Genomic DNA, 25,147 nt, shown 5'->3' on the forward strand with positions numbered 1-25,147 from the left:
TAGATGCACATTCAGTCTGGAGAATTGGTGCTGGTCACCGGCGGCGCCCGGAGCGGAAAAAGCGCCTGGGCGGAACAACTGGCTGCCGAAGCGGCGGGCACAGCGCCGCAGCAGGTGGTCTATGTGGCCACGGCTGGCGTTTTTGATGAAGAGATGCGTCGCCGCGTCGATACGCACCGGCAGCGCCGCCCCGCCGCCTGGCAGACCGTCGAAGAGCCACTCGATTTGTTGCGGGTGATCGATGAGTGGGACGAGGAAGGACGGGTGATCCTGATCGATTGCCTGACCTTGTGGACGACCAACCTGCTGCTGCCGCAATACCGGGAAGAAGATTGGAACAACCAAAAAGAACAGGATCTCGTCGACATGGCCCGGCGCACGGCCAAGCAGGCCAGCGCCTCCCGGGCAACGGTGATCGCCGTCGGCAACGAGGTCGGTTGGGGGATCGTCCCGCCTGATCCGCTCAGCCGCGCCTTCCGCGACGCGGCAGGCCGGGTGCAGCAAGCCTTTGCTGCCGAAGCCCACCGGGTGTATCTGGCTGTCGCCGGCTGCCCGCTGCAGGTCAAAGGACCCGCTTAAAGAACGTGCCCGTTTCAAAGGTAAGCAGCGTCCGAAAAAGCCCCCAGTCAAAGGCAGACTGCTGACGAGTTTAATCCCTGACAGCAAGGCCCCGTTTAGGGGAAGGGAGCGGAGCAACCCATGGCCAAAGCCATTATGATGCAAGGAACCAGTTCCAACGTCGGCAAGAGCGTGCTGGCGGCGGCCCTTTGTCGCATCTTTTATCGCGACGGGCACAAGGTGGCGCCCTTTAAGTCCCAGAACATGGCCCTTAACTCCTATGTCACCCGCGACGGCGGTGAGATGGGGCGCGCCCAGGTTGTCCAGGCGGAAGCGGCGGGGCTCGAACCGCAGGTGGAGATGAACCCGATCCTGCTGAAGCCGACGGGACAGGCGTCATCCCAGGTGATCGTCCTGGGCCGCCCCATCGGCAACATCAGCGCCCGCGAGTACCATTTAGAATATGCTACGTCGGCCCTCGACACGATCCAGGCCTGTCTCGACAAGTTTCACGCGGAGTATGACGTCATCGTCATCGAAGGCGCCGGTTCGCCCGCCGAGGTCAACTTAAAGGCCCGCGATATCGCCAACATGCGGGTGGCCAAGATGGCTGACGCGCCGGTGCTCCTCGTGGCCGACATCGACCGGGGCGGCGCACTGGCCTCCGTCGTCGGGACCCTGGCGCTCCTCGACCCGGACGAGCGGGAACGGGTAAAAGGGATCGTCATCAACAAGTTTCGCGGCGACATCTCGCTTCTCCAGCCGGCCATTGACTTTTTGGAGGAGTACACGAAGATCCCTGTGCTCGGCGTCATCCCCTACTTCCGGGGTTTGAACATCCAGGAGGAGGACTTGGTGGCCCTGGAAAAAGCGGAACGGCAGGTTCCCTCCGGCGAAATGCTGGACATCGCCGTCATCCGCTTGCCCCGCATCTCCAATTTTACCGATCTGGACGCGCTGGAGGCGGAAGGCGTGGCTCGGGTCCGCTATGTAGAAGGGGCCGGTGAACTGGGCAAGCCGGATCTGGTCATTATCCCCGGCACGAAAAACACGATTGAAGACATGCGCTGGCTTCGTCAGATGGGGATCGACATGGAGATTCAAGCGCTGGCCGCTAACGGCGCGCCGGTTTGGGGGATTTGCGGCGGCTACCAGATGCTCGGCCGGGAGATCGCCGATCCGGCCGGGGTCGAAAGCTCCCTGCCCTCCATCGCCGGATTGGGCCTGCTCGACATGGTGACGACGATGGAAGCGGAAAAGGTGACCCGCCTGGCCACGGCCACCCTCTGCGGTCCGGGGCCCTTCCTTTCGCCCCTACAGGGGTTGACCGTCCAGGGCTACGAGATCCACATGGGCCAGAGTTGTCCCACTGGTGATCAGCCGTTCTTCTGCCGGATCCGGCAACGCGGCGATGAGACGGTGGATGTCGTCGACGGCCTTGTCGGCGGCGACGGCCTGGTCATCGGCTCCTACCTGCACGGCATCTTCGACAACGAACCGCTCCGCCATCACCTGTTGAACACGCTGCGCCGAAAAAAGGGCCTTCCGGAGATCGATTTTGCCGGCATCCCCTCCATACGGGAGCGGCGCGAGCAGGATTATGATCGCCTGGGCGAGATCGTCCGCCAGAGCCTGCGCATGGATCTGCTCTACGAGATCGTCGGGCTTCCGAGACCTGTTCGTGAAAGCGAATCGGCCGGTGTGAATGGGTCTTCCGGTTCTCAGGAAACTACCGGTCAGCAGGGGCCTACCGATCCACAGGTCGGGTGACTCTTACATGAACGTAATTGCACCCTTATTGGTGAAGGACCTGCCGCTTTTTCTCGATTTCGGACTCTCCATCGGCGCCGTCACCTTGCTCTTGGCGCTCCTCTATGACAGCCTGGTGGGAGACCCCCGTTGGCTTCCCCATCCGGTCATCGGCATCGGCAGGTTGATCACTTTTTTGGAAAAAAAGCTCTACCCGGCCTCAGCCGGGAGCACATACGTCACGACCGGCGCAGGGAATCGCTCCGCCTTCCTAAGAGGAACGGTCCTGTCGGTTGCAACCGTCGCCGTTACCTTCGCCATCGCCGCGCTCGTGATGTCGGTTATCCATCTGACCGGCTTCGGCGAGCTGGCGGGCAGCGCCCCGACCTTGCCGGCCCTCCTGGGGAAATTGGCCGCCGCCATCCTGCTGGGGATCGCCTTCGCCGGGCGCTGCCTGGCCGAGGCCGCCCTGGAGATCAAAGGGCTATTGGAGCAGGGAGACCTAGCGGAGGCGCGGCGGAAGCTTTCCTGGATCGTGGGTCGAGACACAATGAACCTCGGTGAAGGCGAAATTGTTCGGGCGACCGTTGAAACAGTGGCGGAAAACACCGTCGACGGCATCACGAGCCCGCTCTTTTACGCCTTATTGCTGGGCGTCCCTGGCGCCTATGCCTATAAGGCGGTCAACACCCTCGATTCCATGATCGGCTACCGGAACGACCGTTACCTCTGGTTCGGCCGCTTCGCCGCCCGCCTTGATGACGCGGCCAATTACATCCCCGCCCGGCTGACAGGCCTCTCCATGGTCCTGGCGGCGACACTGATGGGCTTTCCCTTCAAACGCATGATCGCCACCTGGCGGGAAGACGCCCGCCGCCACCCCAGCCCGAACAGCGGCATCCCCGAGTCGGTCATGGCCGGCGCGCTCGGGGTGCAGTTGGGCGGCCTCAATACCTACCAGGGACGGCCTTCCCACCGGGCCACCATGGGCCAGCCGCTCGTCACCCTGGAGGCCCGCCACATCGGCCAAGCCGTGCAGGTGATGGCGCTGACGACAGCAATTTTTGCCTTCGCCGGTTCCGCAATTCTCATCGGATTAGGAAAGTGGTTGTGATGATCCCTTCTGTCGTGATCGCCGGCGCCCACAGCGGCGCAGGAAAAACCACCGTCACCATGGGCCTCCTGGCGGCATTGCGGCGGCGAGGGTTGACGGTGCAGAGTTTCAAGACGGGACCTGATTACATCGACCCCACCTTCCATCGCCTGATCACGGGACGGACCTGTTCCAACCTGGATACGTGGATGATGGAGGCGGGCACGATCGAGCGCCTGTTCCGGCGCGCCGTCGAGGGGGCGCAGGTCGCCTTGATTGAGGGGGTCATGGGTCTCTTCGACGGCGCCGCCGGGGAACCGCCGGGGGGGGCCGGGAGCACAGCCGCCCTGGCTGCGTTGTTGCAGGCCCCCATCGTCCTGGTGGTGGACGCCCGTTCCGCCGCCCAAAGCATCGCCGCTGTCGTCTACGGCTTTTGCCGCCTGAACCCGGCGTTGCCGGTAGCCGGTGTGGTCCTCAACCGGATCGGCTCGGCGCGCCACGGCCGCATGGTCCGCCAGGCGGTGGAGCAGACCTGCCGGATTCCTGTTCTCGGCTGCCTCCCCCGCGATGCCGTTCAGCCCATGCCGGAGCGTCACTTAGGGCTCGTATCGGCTGTGGAAAAGACGGCTTCCCTGGAAACCTACTGGCGGTCTCTGGCCGATGTGATCGAGGAACACCTGGATGTGGATTTACTGTTAGAGCGGATGACGGTGTATGCCGCCAAAAGCTCGCCACGGGAAGGTGAACCTACGGGGAACGAGAAAAATGCGGCGGGTAAGCTCAAAAGCCCGGCGGCTCGCGTTGCTATCGCCCGTGACGAGGCTTTTCATTTTTACTATGAAGACGGGCTGCGCGATCTGGCCGAGCGCGGCATCGAGTGGGTTCCCTTCCGGCCGGTGGCAGGCGATCCGATTCCGGCGGGGATCGACGGGCTCTACCTGGGCGGGGGTTATCCGGAACTCTACCTGGAGCAAATTGTGGCCAACAGCGCCTTTTTGCAGGAACTGGCTTACCTGCATCGGAACGATATGCCCATCTACGCCGAGTGCGGCGGTTTCATGACCCTCTGCCGGTCGATCCGCGACAGCAACGGCCGCGAGTATCCGCTGGCCGGCCTTGTGCCCGCCACCTGTGTGATGGGCAAAAAACGGCGCGCCCTGGGCTATGTGACCGCCGAAATCGCGGGAGACAGCCTGCTCGGCCGCCGGGGAGATCGGTTGCGCGGCCATGAGTTTCACTACTCTGACGCCGCCTTTGCGCCGGAAGCCGCGCCGAGTCCCGCCTTTATCCTCACCAAGACGAGCACGGCCGGGGAAAACCCGGAGAGCCGCCCAGACGGCTACAGCCGGGGCGCCTTGACGGCCTCGTACTTTCATTTTCACTTTTCCGCCTTTCCGGCGACCATGGATCATTTTGTCGATCGACTCTGCGGCGGCAGTCATAACGGCGGCAGTTTAAACGGTGGCAGCCGTAACGGTGACCGCCTTAGCGCCGCCGAACCCACCACGAGGCCTGCGGAGAGCCGGCAGGGCCGCTCCGTTCCAGAAGGGGGAAGCGGACCATGACGCCGGGGCTAATTCAGGTCTATACGGGCGACGGCAAAGGGAAGACGACAGCCGCTCTCGGGCTCTGCCTGCGTGCCGCCGGCCACGGCAAGCGCTGCGAGATCATCCAGTTTCAAAAAGGCAGCGCCTATATGGGGGAACTGTACGCGATCCAACGCGTGCCGGAGATCGCCATCACCCAGTTCGGCTGGGGCTGTCCCCGGTCGGCGCTGATCCGTTCCGGCTTCGCCCATTGTGTCAACTGCGGTGATTGTTTTCGTCGCAACCGGGCGCCGGAGAATCCCTGGCCGCGCCTCGGCCTTGCCTATGCTAGCGAGGTGCTGCGGGAGGGTCGGGCCGAACTGGTCGTCCTCGATGAGGTGAGCTACATCATGAACCGGGGCTATGTGACCGTCGATGAGGTGCTGTCCCTGCTGCGCAGCCGCCCGGCGGGGATGGAAGTGGTTCTTACCGGTCGACGCATGCCGCCGGAGATCATCGAACAGGCCCACCTGGTTACCGAATTGTTTCCCCAAAAACACCCCCTTGCCGACGGGGTCAGCCCTTCCCGGCGGGGGATTGAGTATTAGCCATCATACATTCGACGGAGAATGATTTCATTATTGATGGAGAATGTAAGGGAGGATTCGACGATGACACTGGAAGCTCTGATCGAACAGATCAAACCCTTGAACGCCGAAGCGATGGAAAAAGCGCAAGACCACCTGGATGACCTGACCAAGCCCCGGGGTAGCCTGGGTGTGCTCGAAGACATGGTCAAACGTTTGGCCGGCATCTTTGGCGAGATCCCGAAGGAGCCCCTGCAAAAAGCGATCATCCTGATGGCCGGCGACCATGGCGTCATGGAAGAGGGGGTCAGCGCCTTCCCGCAGGAAGTGACGCCTCAGATGGTCATCAACTTCTCCAACGGCGGCGCCGGCATCAACGTCCTGGCCCGCCACGCCGGGGCGGACCTGATCTGTGTCGATATGGGCATCGCCGTCGACATGCCCGACCTTCCCGGCCTGATTCGGCGCAAAGTAGCCTATGGGACGAAAAACATGACAAAGGGTCCGGCTATGACCCGCGAAGAGGCGATCCAGGCCATCCTTATCGGGGCCGAGGTGGTCGACGACGCCGTACAGCGCGGGGTGCGCATCGTCGGCACCGGGGAAATGGGCATCGGCAACACGACGCCGTCGGCCGCCATCATCGCCGCCCTGGGCGGTTTCGCCGTTGAGGATGTGGTCGGACGGGGGACCGGTGTCAACGACAAGCAATTGCAAATCAAGATCGACGCCATTAAACGCGCCCTGGAAGTGAACCAACCCAACCTCGCCGACGGCCTGGATGTGCTTGCCAAGGTGGGCGGTCTGGAGATCGCCGGCCTCGCCGGTGTCTGCCTCGGCGCAGCCGCCCAGGGGATCCCGGTCGTTATCGACGGCTTCATCTCCGGCGCGGCGGCGGTGATCGCCGGAACCATCTGCCCGCAGGCCCGCGACTATATGATCGGTTCCCACCTCTCCGAGGAGCCTGGCCACAAGTTTATGCTCGATTACCTCGGCCTCAAACCGATGCTGATGATGAACTTCCGCCTCGGCGAGGGCACCGGCGCGGCCTTGGGCATGACCATGATCGACGCGGCCGTCAAGATCTCCAATGAAATGGCCACCTTCTCCAGCGCCGGCGTCAGCGAATCGATCGACTGATATGTTTGTCCGGCCATGGCTGCGTTTTCGCCTCGCCCTCTCCTTTTTCACCCGCCTGCCGGTGGGGGCGATGGGGGAGAGCGGCGACGAAGACTTCGGCCGTTCCTTCGTCTACCTTCCCCTCGTTGGGTTGCTGCTTGGCCTGCTCCTGAGCGGGGCGTCTGTGATCATCGGCGTTCTCTTTCCGCCGGTCATCCTTCCGCCGCTCTTGCTGGCGCTGCATCTCTACCTGACCGGCGGGATTCATCTCGACGGGTTCATGGACACCTTTGACGGGATTTTTTCGGCCCGCAAGCCGGAACGGGTGCTGGAAATCATGCGCGATTCCCGCGTGGGCGCTCATTCCGTGCTGGCAGTGACGGTGTTGTTGATGACCAAGGCCGCCGCCATCTATGCCCTCTGGGAGTGGGGTGGCTCCGTCCACCTTTCCGACCAGTGGCAGCTAAGCGGCCTCAATCAAATCCTCGATTGGTGGCCGGCCTGGAACGTGATCTCCGGTTTATATGGTCAGGGCTTAAGCCCCCTCTGGATCACACTGCTGTGGATGCCCATGGCGGGGCGCTGGGCCGTCGTCTTTATGGTCAGTGGCTTCCCCTACGCTCGGAGCCAGGGGATGGCGTCGCTGTTCAACCGCTATATCGACGGATCGGTGCTTGCGGCAGGGACCCTTTTTGCCGTAGCGGTGGCCGGTCTTGTAGCCGGTCTCGCCGGATGGGTGTCCCTGGCGCTCCTTTGGCTCTTCTTTCGCTGGTGGGGCGGGAAACTCACCCGCTTTCTCGGCGGACTGACCGGCGACATCTACGGCGCTAGTTGTGAGATCGGTGAGGTGCTCCTTCTCTTGACGGCGTTGCTCTTGTTGAGGTCTCTTTAAGTAAAGCGCCTCTATCTGTATCGCTTGGTTTAGGTTCTGCAGCGGTTTCACTTGTGACGATTCTCTAGTCGTTCCAAAGGAAGTATAGTCGTTCCCAAAGAAGATGTCTGAAAGGAGGCATTTGGCGTGTTCGGTCAGGCGCAACTGCCAGCTACTTGCGGCGAGTTGGCCCAGGGATTGATCGGGGGCCGGTTCCTGCACCTCACCTGTCCCATTGACGCCTGGGTCATGGCCAGTGCCTCCCTGACGCAGGGAAGCGGCTGCATCGAGGGCCTGGCCGATCGGCCCAAGGCGGCCCGGGCCGTTTCGACCTTGCTGGAATTTTGGAATCTGGCAGGACGATTCGACGTCCGGATCGACGTGGACAATCCTCTGCCTTCCGGCAAAGGGCTGGCGACGAGCACCGCTGACATCTGCGCCGCCGCCTTTGCCGTCGCCCGGGCGCTGGGAAGAGAATTGGCCCCTGCGGAGATGGGCCGCATCGCCATCGCCGTCGAACCCTCGGACGGCCTGTTTTTCCCGGGGATTGCCGTCTTCGATCACCGCAGCGGCGCCTGGGGCAAGACGGTCGGGATGCCGCCTATCCCTCCGCTGCATATCCTGGCCTACGACCTCGGCGGCGAGGTGGACACCATCGAGTTCAACAGCCGGACTGACCTGCTGGAAGCGAACCGCCAAAAAGAGGTTGCCGTTCGCCGGGCCTTTGCCCTGATCACCCAGGGCTTAAGGATCGGCGATCCGGGGCGGATCGGGGAAGGGGCCACCGTGAGCGCCCGGGCCAACCAGTCGATCCTGCCCAAAGAAGCCCTCGACGAGATCATCGGCGGCATCAGCGCCCTCGGCGCCGTCGGGGTGAATGTGGCCCATAGCGGAACCGCCCTGGGGGTGCTTGTGCCGGACAGCAGGCGCCACCGCATCGGCGCCATCGCCGCATGGGTGGAGGCGCGTTTTCCCCAATGGAGCCCGCTGGGCCATTTCCGTCTCGTCGGCGGCGGTCCCCGGTTTACCGAAACAAGCCGGTGGGGGAGGGATGCAGCGTTATGACAGCGAAAAAAGCAGAATCGACGCCCTACCGGCACGGCGGCGATGTGTGGAGCGCCGCCCAGGATGGAAGCGTTCCGATGGGGGAGATCCTGGACCTGAGCGCCAACATCAACTTTTTGGGCCTCTCGCCGCAGGTGAGACAAGCGATAGTGGAAGGTATCGATCAGGTCGTCCACTATCCCGACCCCAAATGCCGTCGCTTGATCGATGCATTGGCCGATCACCTGGCGGTTCCGCCGGAATCGATTTGCGCCGGCAACGGCGCCGTCGACCTTCTCGATCACTGGCTCCATGCCGTGCAGGCCCGGCGTGTGCTCATCCCTGAACCGGGCTTCGGCCAGTATGAGCGGGCTGTGGCCGCCCAGGGCGGTGTGGCGGTGCGCTTGCCGCTCGACGAAAAGCGCCAATTCCGCATCGATGTGGAGGCATGGAAAAAAGCCCTCCATGCGGAGGGCTGTGATACGGCGATCCTCTGTACACCCCACAACCCGGCAGGCTGGGTTTGGACAGAGAAGGAAAAACAGGCCGTCCTGGCCCATATCGAATCATCGCCGGTCCGCCTGCTGGTGGACGAATCTTTTCTCGATTTTCTGCCTGACGGTCGCGCCTTGAGTTGTTGTCCCCAAGCTGCCGGGAACGACCGGTTGGCTGTCCTCTATTCTCTGACAAAGTTTTTTGCCATCCCCGGACTTCGCCTGGGCGCCTTGATCACCGACAGCGACATCATCAAGGGGATCGTCAGCCGGCGCGATCCCTGGGTCGTCAACCACCTGGCCCAGGCGGCGGGCGTTGCCGCGTTAGCGGACCACGACTATCACCGAAAAACGTGGGAACGGCTGCCCCAGGAGCGGAATTACCTCTTTCAGCAACTGTCAGAACTGCCTGGATTGTCGCCACTATCGTCGGACTCCAATTTTTCCCTGCTTAATGTCGCCGAAAGCGGGATCTCATCGACAGGTTGGACGGAACGGTTACGAGGCCGGGGCATTTTGGTTCGAAACTGCAATACCTTTTTATCATTGGGAGAACGCTATCTGAGACTGGCCGTCCGCGACAAGGCGGCCACCGACCGGCTGATAGAAGCCATGCGGGCGGTGCTCGCAGAGGAGGGAATGCTTTGACCCGTGTCTACTTGATCCGCCATGGCGAGACGGAGTGGAACCTGGCCCGGCGTTACCAGGGACACAGCGACGTGCAACTGAGCGAGAAGGGGCGTGAGCAGGCCCGCTTGCTGGTGCGGCGCCTGGCCGGAGAAAAAATCGACCGTGTCTTCGCCAGCGACCTGAGCCGTGCCGTTGAAACGGCGCGCGCCATCGCGGAAGGGCACAACACCGCGTTGATCCTTGAACCGCGCTTCCGGGAGTGCAACTTCGGCGCCTGGGAAGGGATGACCTTTACAGAGATCGAGAAGGCCTACCCGGAGGAGATCAAAACCTGGCACACGGCGCCGGGTCGGTTGCAACTGCCGGGCGGCGAGAGTTTTGCCATCGTCCAGTGCCGCGCCCATGAGGCGATGATGGAGTTGGTGAAAAAGCACGAAGGGGAGGGGATCGCCATCGTCGCCCACGGGGGGACAATCCGGACCCTGCTCTGCGCCATCTTGGAAGTGGACCTGGACCGGGCATGGCAGATCCGTCAGGAAAACACGGCGCTGAACATCATCGAGTTTTACGACGGCAAGGGCATCATCGAGCGGATCAATGACGTGACCCACCTGATTCCGGGGGCTTTTCCCGGCGGCAAAAGCGGGGTAGAATAGTACTGGAAATGATGTGGATGGGGGGATTCATGTGCCGTCCCTTCAGTCGCCCGGTTTTTGGCAACGGATGCGGCTGCTGCTCAACCTGCCCCGCTCGACCCGGCTTCTCTACGCCCTGCTGCGGGACAACCGGGTGCCGCTGGTGAATAAAGCGCTTTTTCTCGGCCTGAGCCTGATGTACTTGCTCTGGCCCCTTGACCTGCTTCCGGACCTGGTTCCCCTGTTGGGGGAGTTGGATGATATCACGGTCATCCTGTTTTTGATCGACCGGTTCGTCGCCTCTGCACCGAATTATGTGGTGTATGAGTATTTGGACCGGTTTGAGTAGGTTGGAACCTGCTGCGCTGACCGTTATTACGTTAAAAAAACAAACCTTCTATCTTTCTTACTGAAGATCGGAAGGTTTTTACTTTTTCATCACATTTTTCGGGTTATTAACGCTCGGATGGTGCAGATATGATTGCGGAAAATCAAGGACAATATATTCGGAGTGTCCGACTCCGTCAAAGTGAAGTACCCACATTTTCGGAATATCCGTTTTCACTGCCTGCTGTAAGAGAATTAAAGGAATTGAAGCTCCACCCCAAGGTTACTTTTTTCGTAGGTGAAAACGGAACAGGTAAGTCAACACTTCTGGAGGCTATTGCTGTCGCTGTCGGTTTTAATCCCGAAGGTGGCACAATCAACTTCAATTTTTCAACCCGCGATTCTCATTCCGAATTGCACCGTTACCTTACAATCGTTCGTAATCACAAAAAGCCGAAAGATGGGTTCTTTTTAAGAGCAGAAAGTTTTTATAACCTGTCTACGAATATTGAAGAGCTTGATAGCGCACCATTCGGAGGCTCAAAAGTCATTGATTCATTTGGCGGGAAGTCGCTCCATAGTCAATCCCACGGGGAGGCTTTTTTCTCTACTTTTATGAATCGTTTTGGCGGACGTGGAATTTACATACTGGATGAACCGGAGGCAGCCCTTTCTCCTACCCGCCAGATGGCAATGGTTTCTCGAATCCATGATTTGGTTCAACAGAGTTCCCAGTTTATTATCGCTACCCACTCGCCGATTATCATGGCCTATCCGGATGCAATAATCTTTCACTTTTCAGAAAATGGCATTGAAGTGGTTGAATACGAACAGACGGAACATTACCGGGTGACAAGAGAGTTTCTGATGAATAGAAAAAAGATGTTGGGAATTTTGATGGAGTAAACCCTTACAGGAACCATCATGTCGTGCTGCGCAATATCGCCGTCCGCGTCTCACCAACCCAAACAGCCTCGACCGCCAGCGCCTTCGCCAACCAGCCCACCGGAACCATCACCCGATCGCTGACGATTTCCGGCGCCGTGTCCATTTCCACAGCGACACCGTTCACCAGCAACTGGTTGCTGCCGACGCGAAACTGGATGACCCGGTTTCCTTTAAACAATGTAGCTGTCCGGCTGTAGCCGTCCCAAGTCATGTCCGTGCCGTCAACGCCAACGCCTTCAGCGGCAAAGCGGACCGGCATGAAGGTGCGGTCGCTGTGGATGTAGGGGGCCACGTCCATCGTCTTGGCGGTTCCGTTTACTTGGTAGGTCCGGCTGCCGATAACAAAACGGGCCTCGTATGAAGGAGCAGGCTGAAGCAGGGCGGCTTTGGCGATGGCGAGACGAGGCGCCTGACCGGGCCAGAGGCGGCTGACCGGGTCATCCATGAGTCCGCCGCCGTCGACGGTTAGCGTCACGTCGCCATCGGGAACGGTGCGGTCGACCGATAGGGTGTAGCCATCAATGCGGATCCGCCCGGATACAGCCGAGCTTTGCCCGGTCACGGTCACCGATAGGGCGCTATCGGATGGTTCAAGGGAAACCTGGCCGATCTGCAGATCGCCCCGGTCGACAGAGACAGTCGGAAAGGAATCGAAACGGACGCCGGCAGGGAGGGAGAAGCGGAGCGTCCCCTTCTGCAAGGCGCCGGGAACCGGTTCGCTGATCGTGATGGCGCCCCCCTTTTGACCGCCTTTGCCCACAGCAACATTGGGGACATCGGCCCCCAGCGTGGCCTGCGGGACGACATCGGCGATGACGAGCGAACCGGTCACGTCGGCTGTTCCACCCACCGCCACAGATAAGGGACCGGAAAAACCGGGTTTGATCGCTACGGCGAGGTCGGACAAGCGGACGGTGGCGGCTCGTGTCGAGGACTGCAACACCTGAAAGCGGGCGGTGCGGTTGTCAGCGCCGGAAAAGGAGACGAAGCGGACGCGCAGGCCCCCGTCAGACGTAAAATCGGGCAGGCTGAAGTTGCCGTTCAGTGGACTTTGGGGTGGGTTGACGCAAAGCGCCTGAAACACCGGTTCCCAGTGCGCGCCTTCCGGCAGTGTCAGGGTGAGCGACCGGCCCATCACCAGGCTGCCAGCTACGGTTTCTTTCAATTGTATATCGCCGGCGGATTGGTTGCTCCGCCCGGCAATGATCGTAGGAACACGCAGCGACGACGCTGACGCGCCGAAATCGCGGTATTGACCGACAACGATCCGGTCCGGCTCCACCTTCGATGCGCCCGATAGGGTGGCCACGATATCGCCGCTTTGCGCTTGGCTTCGATCAGAAACCTCATAGGTCAGCCCTGACAGGTCCCAGGCAGAGGGTTGTCTGGTGGGCCGTCCAGGGCTGCCCGGCAGACCGTGTACGGTGAGGGAGAGTTCCTCCCGGTTGACGGCGATGTCAAAGAGGAGATTGTCCCCCCAGAGGAGAGAACCATAGGCGCTGGCACGATAGCCCTCTGAAGCGGCCATAACCACGTTTTGCTCGGCCATCCGGCTTGACCAGACATACCCTTTAGGCAAACGGATTTTTAACGCGCCTTCGCCAGGGCGCAGGCTGGCGGCGATCTCTTCCTTGATGCGCAGGTTGAGGCGAAAGGTATCGTTCGAAGGGGCGATGTCGCCGACGGTCACTTGCACCGATCCTTCGGAAAGCACCGTGGCTACGGTCACAGCGCCTTTGGGGAATCCGCTGAAGCTGGAGCCGGAAAAGGTGACGATGACCGCTTCGGTGACGGACGTCTCGATGTCGACGTCACCCAAAAAAACATAGAAAAGAAACTCATTCACAAAAGACTGTCCCTTGTTTGCCGTCATTTTGAACTCATTGGCCCGGCCGGTAGACGAAAGGGTGATGTCGCTGGCAGCCAGGCCGTTTACGTTGCCGCCGTTATTGGGCGGAACATAGACCCCGTTGACCACCTCCGGATCGTCGGGCGTTCCGGTGAGAAAGGGGTGTGTGGATGAATAGACGACGCCGGGGGAAAGGGTAATCAAGGTGCTGTCACCGGCTTTCACGGCGCCGGCAGGCACACGGACAGCGACTGTGCCGAGACGCTGGCCCGATGCCGGCGAGAGGGAGGGCATAAAAAGCGCAGACAAGGTTCCTGCACTGCCATAACTGAAGGACCCGCCAATGGCAATGCTTGGCATGGCCGCGAAGGTGAGGGCGAAGACAACCAGCCAGATAATGAATTTTTGGTTCCCTATGTGGCCACCCTTGGCGTTCATCGCCCGCACCTCCCCCATGCATCCGCGTAAACCGCGGTACAATCACACATCCAAGTTAAATCCGACACATCCAGCGCACAATTCTGAGAACCCGCGCAATCCTGAGAATCCGGCGCAATCCCAAAGATACCGGAACAAACCTGCACACCCCGGTGCATCCGGTGCTCCTCATAAACACTGTGATAAAAGGACATTTTCTCACTCTTCACCATACCATGGGGCAGACCGGGGGGAAACAAGGAACTGTTGCCAGCCCTGCCACCGGCTTGCGGGGGCAGAAATAATTTTCAAACCCCCGTCTTTTTGTGGTAAAATGAAGGATAAGAGTCTGGGGGCGGTTTCCACCGGCGGATGATGGTTTCTGCAACCTTGGATAATCCGAATAAATCGGAGTAGAGTAGAAGAGAGGGACAGGGGCTCCGGTCCTGGAAAGGAGATGGTCACGTGAGTGGCTTGCTAAACATTGTAGAAGGATTGACTTTTGATGACGTACTGCTCGTACCTGCCAAATCGGAGGTGCTTCCCCGGGATGTGGACACGCACACCTGGCTGACCCGGCGCATCCGTTTAAATATCCCGCTCATGTCTGCCGGCATGGACACGGTCACCGATTCGCGCATGGCGATCGCCATGGCTCGGGAGGGCGGCATCGGTGTCATCCACAAGAATATGACCATTGAGCAACAGGCGCACGAGGTTGATCGGGTGAAACGGTCGGAGCACGGCGTCATTACCGACCCGATTTACCTGTCGCCGCAACATAAAGTGACCGACGCGCTGGCGATCATGGAGCGGTACCACATCTCCGGCGTGCCCATCGCTAATGAAGAAGGGAAACTGGTCGGCATCCTGACCAACCGGGACCTGCGCTTTGAAACCAACTTCGAAAAGCCCATCGCCTCCGTCATGACCAAGGACAACCTGGTCACGGCCCCCGTGGGCACGTCCCTCGCCGAAGCGAAGGAGATTCTGCGCAACCACAAGGTGGAAAAGCTCTCCATTGTCGACAATGAAGGTCATCTTAAAGGCCTGATTACGATCAAGGACATCCAAAAGGCCCGCCAGTACCCCAACTCGACGAAGGATGAGCGCGGACGCCTGCGCGCCTGCGCCGCCGTCGGCGTGACGGCCGACACGATGGAACGGGCGAAGGCGCTCGTCTCCGTCGGCGTCGACGCCATCGTCGTCGACACGGCCCACGGTCATTCCCGGGGCGTCTTGAACACAGTGGAAAAAATCAAGGGCGAGTTCCCCCAGATCGACATAATCGCCGGCAACGTGGCCACCTATGAAGCGACAGCCGACCTGATCGCCGCCGGCGCTGACTGCGTCAAGGTGGGCATCGGCCCCGGCTCCATCTGCACGACCCGGGTCGTCGCCGGCATCGGCGTGCCCCAGATCACGGCCATCGCCGAATGCGCCCGCGCCGCCCGGGAACGGAACATTCCCATCATCGGCGACGGCGGCATCAAATTCTCCGGCGACGTCACCAAGGCCATCGCCGCAGGGGCCAACGTGGTCATGATCGGTAGCCTCCTGGCCGGCACCGAGGAAAGCCCCGGGGACATCGAGATCTACCAGGGACGGAGCTTTAAGGTCTACCGCGGCATGGGCTCTCTGGGCGCCATGAAGGAAGGCTCGAAAGACCGCTACTTCCAGGAAGACGACAAGAAACTGGTCCCCGAAGGCATCGAGGGCCGGGTTCCTTATAAAGGCCCCTTGGCTGACACGGTCTTCCAACTCGTCGGAGGTCTGCGCTCCGGCATGGGCTACTGTGGTTGCGTCAATATCGAAGACTTGATGACGAAGACCCGCTTTATCCGCATCACCGCCGCCGGTCTGCGGGAAAGCCATCCCCATGACGTGACTATCACGAAGGAAGCCCCCAACTACAGCCTCTAAACTACAGCCTCTAGGAGCGTGTCTCATGGGCAATTACCACTTGGCTGGCACGGAATACGTCACCTCCGACCCCCGGGAAACCATCCTGGGGGTCGCCCTCGCTTCCCTGATCGGCCAGCAGGGGATCCTCAGCCTGAAGACAGGCCAACATACCGCGATCTGGCGGAGCGCTTGCGCCATTGACGGCGTCATTCGGCGGGAAGAACGGATCGAAGAAGGCCACTTGACTGTGGAGCAAGTGGCCTTCCAATTGATTCCCCGGACCTTTACGGAAGAACCGGGGCTGAAAAGCGATGTGAAAGCGGAACCCGAAGCCGAAAGGGATGCAGAAGTAATAAAGGATGCTGAAGGGAAACCGCAGCGTAATCCGAATTGGGAAGTCACCCTGCCCGTCGATCAGTTTGTCGAGGTGGAGGTCTTCCCCCGGGAGACGAACCTGCATTTTCAAGGCTACACCTGGTCATGGAGGCCTCGATGAGCCCTATCCGGCTGGTGGCCATGGACCTGGACGGCACACTCCTTGACGAGAAGCGACGCATACCCGAACCGGTTACCCGGCGGATCGCCGAGCTTCGGAGCAAGGGCGTCATCTTTACCGTGGCGACGGGACGGATCTACCCTTCGGCGTTGCCCTATGCCAAGCAACTGGAATTGCAGGCGCCGGTGATCACCTGCAACGGCGCCATGATCCGCCACCCCGCAGACGGCCTCATCATCTGCCACCGGACAGTGGAGGCGAAACAGGCCCTAGCGGTGCTGCAATTTTTGAAAGAAAAAAACAGTGACGCCCTGCGCTATTCCTTTCACGGCGACGAGGTGTATACTGACACGCCGCATGAGTACACAACCAGCTATGAGCGTGGACTTGGCCTTTCTTTCACTTTTGTCGATGACCTGACCGCGCACCTTGGCAAGGAGCCGGAACGCCATCCGACCATGTTTGTCCTGATGACGGATCCGGCGACCACACCGGCGTTGACGCAAGAAATCTTGGCGCACCTCAACGGCGCCGTCACCATCACCAATTCCCACGACTACTTCATCGAAATCCTTCATCCTGAGGCGTCAAAAGGGGCGGCGCTGGCCCAACTGGCTGCGTCGTTCTCAATCGACCGGAGTGAAGTGCTTGCCATCGGCGACAACCAGAACGATCTGAGCATGATCCGTTGGGCCGGCCAGGGCGTTTTTGTGGCGAACGCGCCCAAGGCACTGCATCACGAGGCCGATTATGTCACCTCCGCTCGCAACTCTATGGGCGTATTGGAGGCCTTGAACCGCTTTTTCCCCTAAGTTTTTTCGGTAATGGATGATCTATTTTTGTTCGCGTGATTGTTTACGCGTAATGAACAAGTCGTATCAGCTATATATGGTTCTTTATGCGCCAATGTCCCTGTCGGTCCTTTGTGCCTTTGTTCGCCTTTTCTAAGAGGATTTGACAATCGATTTGTCGAAAGAAACGCTAAAGTACATGTACCGGAGGATTTGAAGCGCAATGAATATGCATGCGGCCCGAGTACGACAGTTGCCGGGATTTGAACCGGGCGAGGGAAAGAATCTGACCGTAGGGCTCGACATCGGTTTCGGCTATGTCAAGGTCGTTGCCGGAAACGGCCGCTGGGCGCTTTTTCCCAGCATCGTCGGCGAAGGCCGGGAACTGCACATCCTGTCCGGCTTTGGCTCCAACGATCCCATGGACAACCTTGTCGTTGACGTGGACGGACGGCGCTATTTTGTGGGCAATCTCGCCCTGCGCGAGACGGAAGCGGAACTCGACATCGACCCCGACAAGATCTTCAACATTGATTTTGAAGTGCTCGTCTACACGGCGTTGGCCCTGGTCAGTGACAAGCCTGATCAGGATGTAAACATCTACCTTGGTCTGCCGATCAACTTTTACCGTACCCAGAAAGCGCGCTTTGAGGACAAGCTCCGCGCCCACCAGATGTCCCGCTTCGTCAAAATCCTGGGACAGGACGTGCGGCTGATCCGCATCCGCAACTTCGAGATTTTCCCCCAGGCCGGGGGCGCCATCTTCAACCAAATCCTCGACTTCCGCTCCGAGGTCCGCACACCCCGGCTCGCCCGAGGCAAGATCGGCATCATCGACGGGGGAACGAAGACAACCGACTGCATCTACATGGAAGACCTGAAGTTCGTCGACCAGCGCAGCTATTCAGTCAATGATGGCGGCACCCACAAGATTCTTATGGATATTCGGGACTTTTTGATGAAAAACTTTGATCATTACTATCCCCGTCTCGCTGAAGTCGACCAGATGCTCCGGGAACGGAAGGTGGAGGTCAAAGGGAAGGTCTATGATCTCTCCTCGGTGATCGACGCGTCGGCCTCCCGTGTGGCGAGAAAAATCGTCCGGGAGATCGCGGCGAAATGGCCGAACCACATGGAATTCCGGGCCATGATCCTCGTCGGCGGCGGCGGCTATGTGATGCATCCCTTCCTAAAGGAGACCTTCCCCGATATCCTCCTCGTCCAGGACGAGTTTGAGGGTGAAGCGGTGGCTGGCGATTGGAACGTCATCCAGTTCGCCAATGCGCTCGGCTTCTTAAAACTGGCCGTCATGCGCTACGGAGAAAAGAAATGAGGCATTTCCGCATCGACCTTCGATTGGAAGAAGGCAATCCCCGGGAGGCCCAACTCATCTGGTGGCTTGATCAGTTGAAGGACCCCGCTGCCGTCATCCGGCAGGTTCTGCTCGGCAACGGCGTTCCCCCTTGGGTCGCTCAGCCGTACCCGGCCATTTTCACGCCCCAGCCTGCGACCCCGTCCACCCTGCTGACCTCGTCGATAAAGGGGAGCCAGAATGGCGTGTTCGTGGAGAATGAGGAGGAGGACGCCGAGTCGCTACTCGTGGGGCTGTCCGAACTGGATGAGGCGAATGAAGAGGAACTGGATCCTGAAACAATAAAAAAGGGACTCCAAAACGTATTCAGTTAAAAAGGAGATACCATGAGCATAGCACAGGAACCTAACGGCAAGGCAAGCGCCATTGCCAACGGCAATCCCAGCACGGCTGGCAACGGTCAAGGCAATGCCGGCGCTGGTGGCAAGGGGAGAGGCGGCGCGAATGCCCACGCTGACGGTAACGGCAAGGGGAAGGCCAGCGCCAAAGCCGTGCCGACTCCCATCGCCGTAGCGAACGGCGACGCCACGCCTGCCCCCGCAGTAGTTGCAAACGGCAACGCTAAGGCGCCCGTGAGCCGTCCGAAAAAGAACGGCTACCGTCCCCGCCGCGGCAAGACAAAACCGAAGCCCAAGTCGACCCTGCCGACAGTGAGCGTCATCCCCCTCGGCGGCGTTGGCGAAGTGGGCAAGAACATGCTCGTCATCGAGTATGGCGACGACATCATCGTCATTGACTCGGGCGTCAAGTTTCCCGGCGAAGAACTGCTGGGCATCGACCTGGTCATCCCCGATATCACCTATCTCGTCCAAAACGCGGACAAGGTGCGGGGGATCTTCCTCACCCATGGCCACGAAGACCACATCGGCGGTCTGCCCTTCACGCTTAAGCAAATCCAGGTGCCCGTCTACGGGACCCGGCTGACTCTGGGCCTCGTCAAAAACAAACTGACCGAACACGGCCTGATCCGCGACGCCAAGCTCCATGAGATCACCGCCGACGATGTGGTCAACGTGGGCGCGTTCCAGGTGGAGTTCTTCCGCGTCAACCACTCCATCCCTGACGGCATCGGCATCGCCGTCCGCACTCCGGCGGGGTTGATCGTCCACTCGGGCGACTTCAAGCTTGACCAGACGCCGGTCGACGATAAGGTCCTCGAATTCAGCAAACTTGCCCGTTACGGCGATGAGGGCGTCATGCTCTTCATCTGCGACTCCACCAATGTGGAGCGGCCGGGCTACACCCCGTCGGAACGGACCGTCGGCGACACCTTCCGCTCTGTCTTCGCCAAGACGGACAGCCGCATCATCATCGCCACCTTCGCCTCCAACGTTCACCGCATCCAGCAGGTGATCGACACGGCGGCCGAGTTCAACCGCAAGGTGGCTGTCGTGGGCCGCAGCATGGTGACCGTAGTCGACGTGTCCCAGCAGCTTGGCTACCTGAACATCCCGAAAGGCATGCTGATTGAGGCCGAGGAGATCGACCGCCTCCCCGACAACCAGGTCACCATCATCACCACCGGCTCCCAGGGTGAGCCGATGGCGGCGCTGACCCGCATGGCCACCAACAACCACCGCCAGGTGGCGATCCGCCAGGGCGACACGGTGATCATCTCGGCCACGCCGATCCCGGGCAACGAAAAACTCGTCTCCCGGACCATCGACAACCTCTTCCGCATCGGCGCCGACGTGGTCTACAAGGAAGTGGCCAATGTTCACGTCTCCGGCCACGCCGCCCAGCAGGAGATTAAGCTCATGCTCAACTTCCTGCGCCCCAAATACGTCATCCCCTTCCACGGCGAGTACCGGCACCAGGCCACCTTCGCCAAGCTGGGGCAGACGATGGGCATCCCTGACGAGCATATCCTGCGCGTTAACATCGGTGAACGCTACGAAATGAACGAGGAAATGGTCCAAATGACCGGCACTGTCGAGGCCGGCAGCGTCATGGTCGACGGTATCGGCGTCGGCGACGTGGGCAATATCGTCCTGCGCGACCGTCACCACCTGGCCCAGGACGGCGTCGTCATCGCTGTCGTCACCATCGACAAGGAAAACGGCAACGTCCTTGCCGGACCGGACCTCGTCTCCCGCGGCTTCGTCTTCGTCCGCGAGGCCGGCGACATGCTCGGCGAAGCCAAGTCCCGCGTTAAGGATGCATTGACCGGCCGCAACACGGGCACGACGGAGTGGTCGGTGCTGAAGAACCTGATCCGGGATACGCTGAATGAGTTCTTCTACCAGAAGACGAAGCGGCGGCCGATTGTGTTGCCGATTATCATGGAAATTTAATTAGAGCGAAAAAGCCTTCGTTAGCTTGGATAAAGCAACGAGGGCGTTTTTTTGAGGATCACCCTATTAAGTGTATCGCTAAATGCTATGGAGACAGACCTTACAATGCCTTTTTCGTCATAGAAAAAGCAATTCCTGTCCTGTTCACCTTTCATTTCACCTTCGAGATCGACAAATGAAGACGATAGTTGCCGTAACGCAGAATGTCATCCAACAACCGGTCCAGGCTCTCTGTGTTCTCCAGGCAGGCTTTCAGCCAATAACAACCGTCGCCGCTGATACGGTGGGATTCGACGATAGCTGCTTCCTGTGTGATGAAGTCCTGAAAGGCCTTATGGTGATTGGTCTTCATGGAAACGGTGATCATCGCCACAATCGGGAGGCCGATCTTCTCCTGGTTGACTTTGATGGTGAAGCCTTCGATCACGCCGATCTCTTCTAACCGGCGAATGCGGCTTGCCACCGCCTGACCGGTCATGTGGACCAACTCGCCGATTTCTTTCCATTGCAAACGGCTGTTCTGTTCTAATAGTCGCAGGATTTCGCGATCCGTTTGATCCAGCATGTCCACTCGAATCCTTTCAAGATGAAAAGAATAGGGGCAAAATCCTTCCATCGGACAATCGTCTTGTCATCGGCGCCGATCTAGAATGAGAGGAGAGATCCGAAAAACGATGGAGGGGTTTTGGGTGAAAATACGGCTGATCCGGCACGCCACCGTCTTACTCGATATCGGGGGCCAGAAGATACTGGTCGATCCCATGCTGAGCCCGGCGAGGGCCATGGAACCTGTTGTTCATTCTCCGAATCGGCAACGGAATCCTCTTGTGGAGCTTCCCCTTTCAACAGAAGCACTGTTGGATGTCGATGCCGTGCTGCTGACCCATACGCACCGGGATCACTTCGATGATGAAGCGGCGAAAAGACTGCCCAAGGACGTTCCGGTATTTTGCCAGCCGTCCGATGAAGGGAAGGTAAACGATTTGGGCTTTGCTTCCGTCCATCGCGTTGACGATCGGTTGGATTGGGGCGAGATCACCTTAATCCGAACAGGTGGACAGCACGGAAGGGGGGAAATGGCAGAGAGGATGGGACCGGTATCGGGTTATGTGATCCAAGCGACGGGGGAACCGTCGCTCTACATCGCCGGTGACACGGTCTGGTGTCCCCCAGTCGAGGCTACCCTGGATCAATATCGACCTGCGATCAGCATCCTCTATGGTGGCGCGGCACAGTTTCTCGAAGGCGGACCGATCACCATGGCCTGGGATGATGTTCTTCAGGTTTGCCGTAAAAACGCCGATATGAAGGTGGTCGTTATCCACCTGGAGGCCTTTAACCACTGTCTAGAAAGGCGAAGTGATCTAAAAAGAAAACGCGATGAGCATGGTCTGTCTGAGCGTATATCGGTTCCTCTCGACGGTGAATTATTGATCTTCCCCAAAACGACTCCGGTTTCAGGATAAGAAGTCCTGGCTAGGTTGTAAGGACAAACAGCAATAAAAAGCTACCGTCAAAAAAGAGAAGTGATTGTTGCAAATGCAGCCAATTTACCCTCACGAAAATCGCCCTCTGCCTCTTCAAACGATGAGATGAGGCGGAGGGCGATTTTGTTTTTGACGATTGTAGAATGATTGGCCCAAAAAAGCGTTACACCCGAAAGTAGATATGGGCGTCCAGTTAGGAAGATGCTGAAGAAAAGAATGCTCGGTTCACTTCTTCGAACAGGGTCGGCTTGCCATTCTGGACACAGACGCCGGTTGCCTTCGCCCGCAGCACCAGTTTTTCATCGGGAAGACGGTACAGGTCCTGAAGGAAGACAAGCCGCAACCGGCCTTCTCGGATAATGTTCATGCGGACGACGAAACGGTCTCGGCTGCGCAACGGCAGTTTGTAGTCCGCCTCGATCCGGATGAGAACCAGGTCTTTTCCTTTGGCATGGAGACCGGCAAAGTCAATCCCTTTGGCGTATAGAAACTCATGCCGGGCATGTTCCAGGTAGTGCAGGTACACAGCGTTGTTGACGACCCCTTGCAGATCACACTCATAGTCACGCACCTGAAAGGCCACTTCGTACTGGTAGGCAGTGTCGGAAGTGATGTTTTTCATCATGATACCAACTCCCTGTTGCGAATTCTGGATAGATAGTAATGTAAACAATAGCGAAGTGGAAAGCAAGGGAGTTAATCAGCAGGGGGAGAAAAACGGTGTTATCGGTTGGTTAGGTGACGGAGTAGTTTCGTTTACCTTATCCCTGGGCACCCCGGTGTTCCATTTGCCGGCTCTCTTCGTAGGTAGCGGCAGCTTCGTCCTTCCCTTCCGGCAACTGATCGATCTGCTTCAACAGAAATTGTTGGAGATCGATGCCGGTGGTGGTCTTCAGCACATCGGGCAGTCGGGTCATCAGTTCGGTCACATAATTGGTCACCTTCGAGGCGCCGGCGTTGTTGCCGTTGCCGGAATCGACGATGGTGATGCGTTCGATGCGGCTGAGCGGTTCGGCGATATTGCGGGCGATCTCCGGCATCTTCTCGATCAGTTTTTCCATGATCACCAGGGTCATGGCAGGCTGCTCGTACTTCTTATAGGCTTCCCCGAGCGCTTCGATAGCTGCCGCCTCGGCCATGCCTTTTTCCCGGATGATCTCGACTTCGGCCATCCCTTCCAGGCGCCTGGCTTCCGCCGCTGCGCGGCCTTTGGCTTCAATGGCCGCCGCTTCCGCCTGGGATTCCTGGATTTTTTGATACCGTGCGGCGTCGGCCTGGCGTTCGACCTGGAACTGCTCGGCTTCCGCCTGTTTCTTCACGGTCGCTTCCAGTTCTTTTTCTTTCCGCTCAGCTTCTTTTTGAGCCAGTTCCGTCTCTTTTTCCTTGCGGATGATGTCGATCTGCATCTTCTCGCGCTCGGCCTGCTGTTTGATGCGCAGGCCTTCGATTTCATAGGCCAGATCGGCGTTGGCGCGCGCCGTTTCCTGTTCCTTTTTGTAGCCCTGGATTTTCAGGTCCGTATTTTTGCGCTCTTCCGCCACATCGGCGTCAGCGCGTAGTTGGGCCGCCTGACCATCTTTGACGGCTTCCGCCGTTTGCACTTCCGTTTCCTTGCGCGCGCGGGCTTTTTCGATTTCGGCGTCGCGGCGCGCCCGCGCTTCGGCGATTTCGGCTTCTTTCTTCACTTCAGCCACGCGCTCTTTGCCGAGGGCTTCCAGGTACCCGTTGTCATCAGAGATCTCCTGGATGGTCAGAGTCTCGATCAACAGGCCCATTTCAGCAAAGTTCTCTTTGGCGCCGAGCAAAATTTCTTGAGAGAAGCGCTCCCGGTCGCGATAGACCTCCTCTACGGTCAGGCGGGAGATGATCTCACGCAACTTGCCGCTTAGGACTTCGTGGGCGATCGTGCGGATTTTCAAAACCGTTTCATTGGCATTTCCGGCGTTGAAGCGCTCAAGGGCAGCCAGGATCGATTCGTTCGTGTCGCTCTTCACTTTGATGACGGCGACGCCGCTCACATTGATATCGACGCCCTGGGTGGTGTAGGCCTTGCGAACCCTTACCTCCAGGTTGATCGATTCCAGTGAGATGACGTCGACCTGATAGAGGATGGGAATGATGATGCCGCCGCCGCCGGCGATGACGCGCAAGCTGTTGTTCGGTCCTTTGATCACCAGGGCTTTTCCGGTCGGCACTTTGCGCCACATGGAAAGCACGCCGAAGACGATCAGCAGAAGAATAAAAACAATGCCGCTGACGATGGAGGCGCTGGGAAGAAGCTCACCGATAACGTCAAACATATGTTTTTCCCTCCTTAGAGTTTGGCGACGAGGTTGATATGTTTTTCGACTTTGATGATCACCACGTCATCGCCGGCGAGGATCTCTTTCCGATCAAAGGAACGGGCTGGGGCGCGGTGCCGGACGCCCTTGATCAGGTAGGAGACCTCGCCGAGTTCTTCTCCCTTCATCGAGGTCAATGCCGTCCCTTGCACGCCGGTAATCTTTTCGCTTTCAATGGTTGTCGTGCTTTCCCCTTCTTTGAGGGGACCGATGACAAAACGTTGGATCAAAAATGAGACGATCAGGCCGCAGGCCAGCGCGGCGATCCAGCGCGCCGGCATGGATAATCCTTTTGTCATCATGCCAACACCGCCAAAAACGGTGACAAAGGCGAAAATCGATTGTGGACCTAGCGGCAAAAAATGAGCAGCCGAATCGTCGAAAAGGTCAAGGTCTAGATCAAAGGCTGCAAAGAATTCGCCAAAGATAAATGAAAGGATGGTCATGGCAGCGCCGACGCCGAAACATACCTGAAAAAAGGTTTCCATAACATTCGATCTCCTTGATTCAGACGTCTTTGATACAGAACGGGAGTCTTTTAGCGGCTCACCTCCTGGGGCTTTGGAAAGATGAGATGAGATTCCCAAAATAGGTATGTTATAATTATATTTAG

24 protein-coding genes are annotated in these 25,147 nt (G+C 59.0%); 19 read left to right on the top strand and 5 right to left on the bottom strand.

Features of this window, described 5'->3' with window-relative positions; all coding sequences use genetic code 11:
• Positions 1-3 precede the first annotated feature (3 nt).
• From cobU to GTO91_RS02270, 12 genes are all read left to right on the top strand, one after another.
• Complete coding sequence (gene cobU, locus GTO91_RS02215) at positions 4-579, top strand: bifunctional adenosylcobinamide kinase/adenosylcobinamide-phosphate guanylyltransferase (RefSeq protein ID WP_161254248.1); 576 nt, start codon at positions 4-6, stop codon at positions 577-579.
• A 120-nt stretch (positions 580-699) separates the two neighbouring features.
• Positions 700-2,328, top strand: a complete 1,629-nt coding sequence (locus GTO91_RS02220; protein WP_161254251.1) for a cobyric acid synthase — start codon at positions 700-702, stop codon at positions 2,326-2,328.
• Between the two features lie 7 nt (positions 2,329-2,335).
• Entirely contained in the window at positions 2,336-3,421 is a 1,086-nt protein-coding gene (gene cbiB, locus GTO91_RS02225; protein ID WP_161254254.1) for an adenosylcobinamide-phosphate synthase CbiB, read from the top strand.
• On the top strand, positions 3,421-4,965 hold the full coding sequence (locus tag GTO91_RS02230) for a cobyrinate a,c-diamide synthase (protein ID WP_161254258.1): 1,545 nt from the start codon (positions 3,421-3,423) through the stop codon (positions 4,963-4,965). Before cbiB ends, GTO91_RS02230 begins: the two co-directional genes overlap by 1 nt.
• Positions 4,962-5,534: a cob(I)yrinic acid a,c-diamide adenosyltransferase gene (locus GTO91_RS02235; RefSeq protein WP_161254262.1), complete on the top strand. Its 573-nt coding sequence runs from the start codon at positions 4,962-4,964 to the stop codon at positions 5,532-5,534. Before GTO91_RS02230 ends, GTO91_RS02235 begins: the two co-directional genes overlap by 4 nt.
• Before the next feature lie 63 nt (positions 5,535-5,597).
• Complete coding sequence (gene cobT / locus GTO91_RS02240; RefSeq protein WP_161254265.1) at positions 5,598-6,653, top strand: nicotinate-nucleotide--dimethylbenzimidazole phosphoribosyltransferase; 1,056 nt, start codon at positions 5,598-5,600, stop codon at positions 6,651-6,653.
• Between the two features lies 1 nt (position 6,654).
• Complete coding sequence (locus tag GTO91_RS02245; RefSeq protein ID WP_161254268.1) at positions 6,655-7,524, top strand: adenosylcobinamide-GDP ribazoletransferase; 870 nt, start codon at positions 6,655-6,657, stop codon at positions 7,522-7,524.
• Between the two features lie 126 nt (positions 7,525-7,650).
• On the top strand, positions 7,651-8,568 hold the full coding sequence (locus GTO91_RS02250) for a GHMP family kinase ATP-binding protein (RefSeq protein WP_161254271.1): 918 nt from the start codon (positions 7,651-7,653) through the stop codon (positions 8,566-8,568).
• Positions 8,565-9,689: a pyridoxal phosphate-dependent aminotransferase gene (locus GTO91_RS02255; RefSeq protein ID WP_161254274.1), complete on the top strand. Its 1,125-nt coding sequence runs from the start codon at positions 8,565-8,567 to the stop codon at positions 9,687-9,689. Before GTO91_RS02250 ends, GTO91_RS02255 begins: the two co-directional genes overlap by 4 nt.
• Complete coding sequence (gene cobC / locus GTO91_RS02260) at positions 9,686-10,327, top strand: alpha-ribazole phosphatase (protein ID WP_161254278.1); 642 nt, start codon at positions 9,686-9,688, stop codon at positions 10,325-10,327. Before GTO91_RS02255 ends, cobC begins: the two co-directional genes overlap by 4 nt.
• Before the next feature lie 31 nt (positions 10,328-10,358).
• Entirely contained in the window at positions 10,359-10,655 is a 297-nt protein-coding gene (locus GTO91_RS18330) for a DUF1232 domain-containing protein (RefSeq protein WP_161254282.1), read from the top strand.
• Positions 10,656-10,783: 128 nt separating this feature from the next.
• The gene (locus tag GTO91_RS02270) at positions 10,784-11,539 is read left to right on the top strand and encodes an AAA family ATPase (protein WP_161254283.1); all 756 of its coding nucleotides are present in this window, start codon (positions 10,784-10,786) and stop codon (positions 11,537-11,539) included.
• A 16-nt stretch (positions 11,540-11,555) separates the two neighbouring features.
• On the opposite strand, the gene GTO91_RS02275 is transcribed toward GTO91_RS02270, so the two are convergent.
• Positions 11,556-13,868, bottom strand: coding sequence for a copper amine oxidase N-terminal domain-containing protein (locus GTO91_RS02275; RefSeq protein ID WP_161254286.1), 2,313 nt, complete (start codon positions 13,866-13,868; stop codon positions 11,556-11,558).
• A 444-nt stretch (positions 13,869-14,312) separates the two neighbouring features.
• Between GTO91_RS02275 and guaB the strand changes: the two genes are divergently transcribed.
• From guaB to GTO91_RS02305, 6 genes are all read left to right on the top strand, one after another.
• Positions 14,313-15,770, top strand: a complete 1,458-nt coding sequence (guaB, locus tag GTO91_RS02280; RefSeq protein ID WP_161254289.1) for an IMP dehydrogenase — start codon at positions 14,313-14,315, stop codon at positions 15,768-15,770.
• Between the two features lie 25 nt (positions 15,771-15,795).
• A complete protein-coding gene (locus GTO91_RS02285) occupies positions 15,796-16,248 on the top strand; it encodes a hypothetical protein (protein ID WP_161254293.1) in 453 nt (150 codons plus the stop codon).
• Positions 16,245-17,060 (top strand): Cof-type HAD-IIB family hydrolase, encoded by an 816-nt coding sequence (locus GTO91_RS02290; protein WP_161254297.1) that lies wholly within the window; start codon positions 16,245-16,247, stop codon positions 17,058-17,060. The genes GTO91_RS02285 and GTO91_RS02290 overlap by 4 nt, the downstream gene beginning before the upstream one ends.
• A gap of 202 nt (positions 17,061-17,262) precedes the next feature.
• The gene (locus GTO91_RS02295) at positions 17,263-18,372 is read left to right on the top strand and encodes a ParM/StbA family protein (RefSeq protein WP_161254300.1); all 1,110 of its coding nucleotides are present in this window, start codon (positions 17,263-17,265) and stop codon (positions 18,370-18,372) included.
• Entirely contained in the window at positions 18,369-18,725 is a 357-nt protein-coding gene (locus GTO91_RS02300) for a hypothetical protein (RefSeq protein WP_161254303.1), read from the top strand. The genes GTO91_RS02295 and GTO91_RS02300 overlap by 4 nt, the downstream gene beginning before the upstream one ends.
• Positions 18,726-18,737: 12 nt before the next feature.
• On the top strand, positions 18,738-20,705 hold the full coding sequence (locus GTO91_RS02305; RefSeq protein ID WP_235918934.1) for a ribonuclease J: 1,968 nt from the start codon (positions 18,738-18,740) through the stop codon (positions 20,703-20,705).
• Between the two features lie 151 nt (positions 20,706-20,856).
• Here GTO91_RS02305 and GTO91_RS02310 read toward each other — a convergent pair whose 3' ends face one another.
• Positions 20,857-21,270 carry an Lrp/AsnC family transcriptional regulator gene (locus tag GTO91_RS02310; RefSeq protein ID WP_161254306.1) on the bottom strand — a complete coding sequence of 138 codons (414 nt, stop codon included), beginning with the start codon at positions 21,268-21,270 and terminating at the stop codon, positions 20,857-20,859.
• Between the two features lie 124 nt (positions 21,271-21,394).
• Between GTO91_RS02310 and GTO91_RS02315 the strand changes: the two genes are divergently transcribed.
• On the top strand, positions 21,395-22,171 hold the full coding sequence (locus GTO91_RS02315) for an MBL fold metallo-hydrolase (RefSeq protein WP_161254309.1): 777 nt from the start codon (positions 21,395-21,397) through the stop codon (positions 22,169-22,171).
• Between the two features lie 214 nt (positions 22,172-22,385).
• Here GTO91_RS02315 and GTO91_RS02320 read toward each other — a convergent pair whose 3' ends face one another.
• The 3 genes from GTO91_RS02320 to GTO91_RS02330 all read right to left on the bottom strand — a co-directional run bounded on the left by GTO91_RS02320 (position 22,386) and on the right by GTO91_RS02330 (position 25,022).
• The gene (locus GTO91_RS02320) at positions 22,386-22,817 is read right to left on the bottom strand and encodes an acyl-CoA thioesterase (protein ID WP_207708959.1); all 432 of its coding nucleotides are present in this window, start codon (positions 22,815-22,817) and stop codon (positions 22,386-22,388) included.
• Between the two features lie 136 nt (positions 22,818-22,953).
• A complete protein-coding gene (locus tag GTO91_RS02325; protein ID WP_161254312.1) occupies positions 22,954-24,492 on the bottom strand; it encodes a flotillin family protein in 1,539 nt (512 codons plus the stop codon).
• Between the two features lie 14 nt (positions 24,493-24,506).
• Positions 24,507-25,022: a hypothetical protein gene (locus GTO91_RS02330; RefSeq protein ID WP_161254314.1), complete on the bottom strand. Its 516-nt coding sequence runs from the start codon at positions 25,020-25,022 to the stop codon at positions 24,507-24,509.
• Positions 25,023-25,147: the final 125 nt, after the last annotated feature.

Source organism: Heliomicrobium undosum (assembly GCF_009877425.1).
Lineage (GTDB): Bacteria > Bacillota > Desulfitobacteriia > Heliobacteriales > Heliobacteriaceae > Heliomicrobium > Heliomicrobium undosum.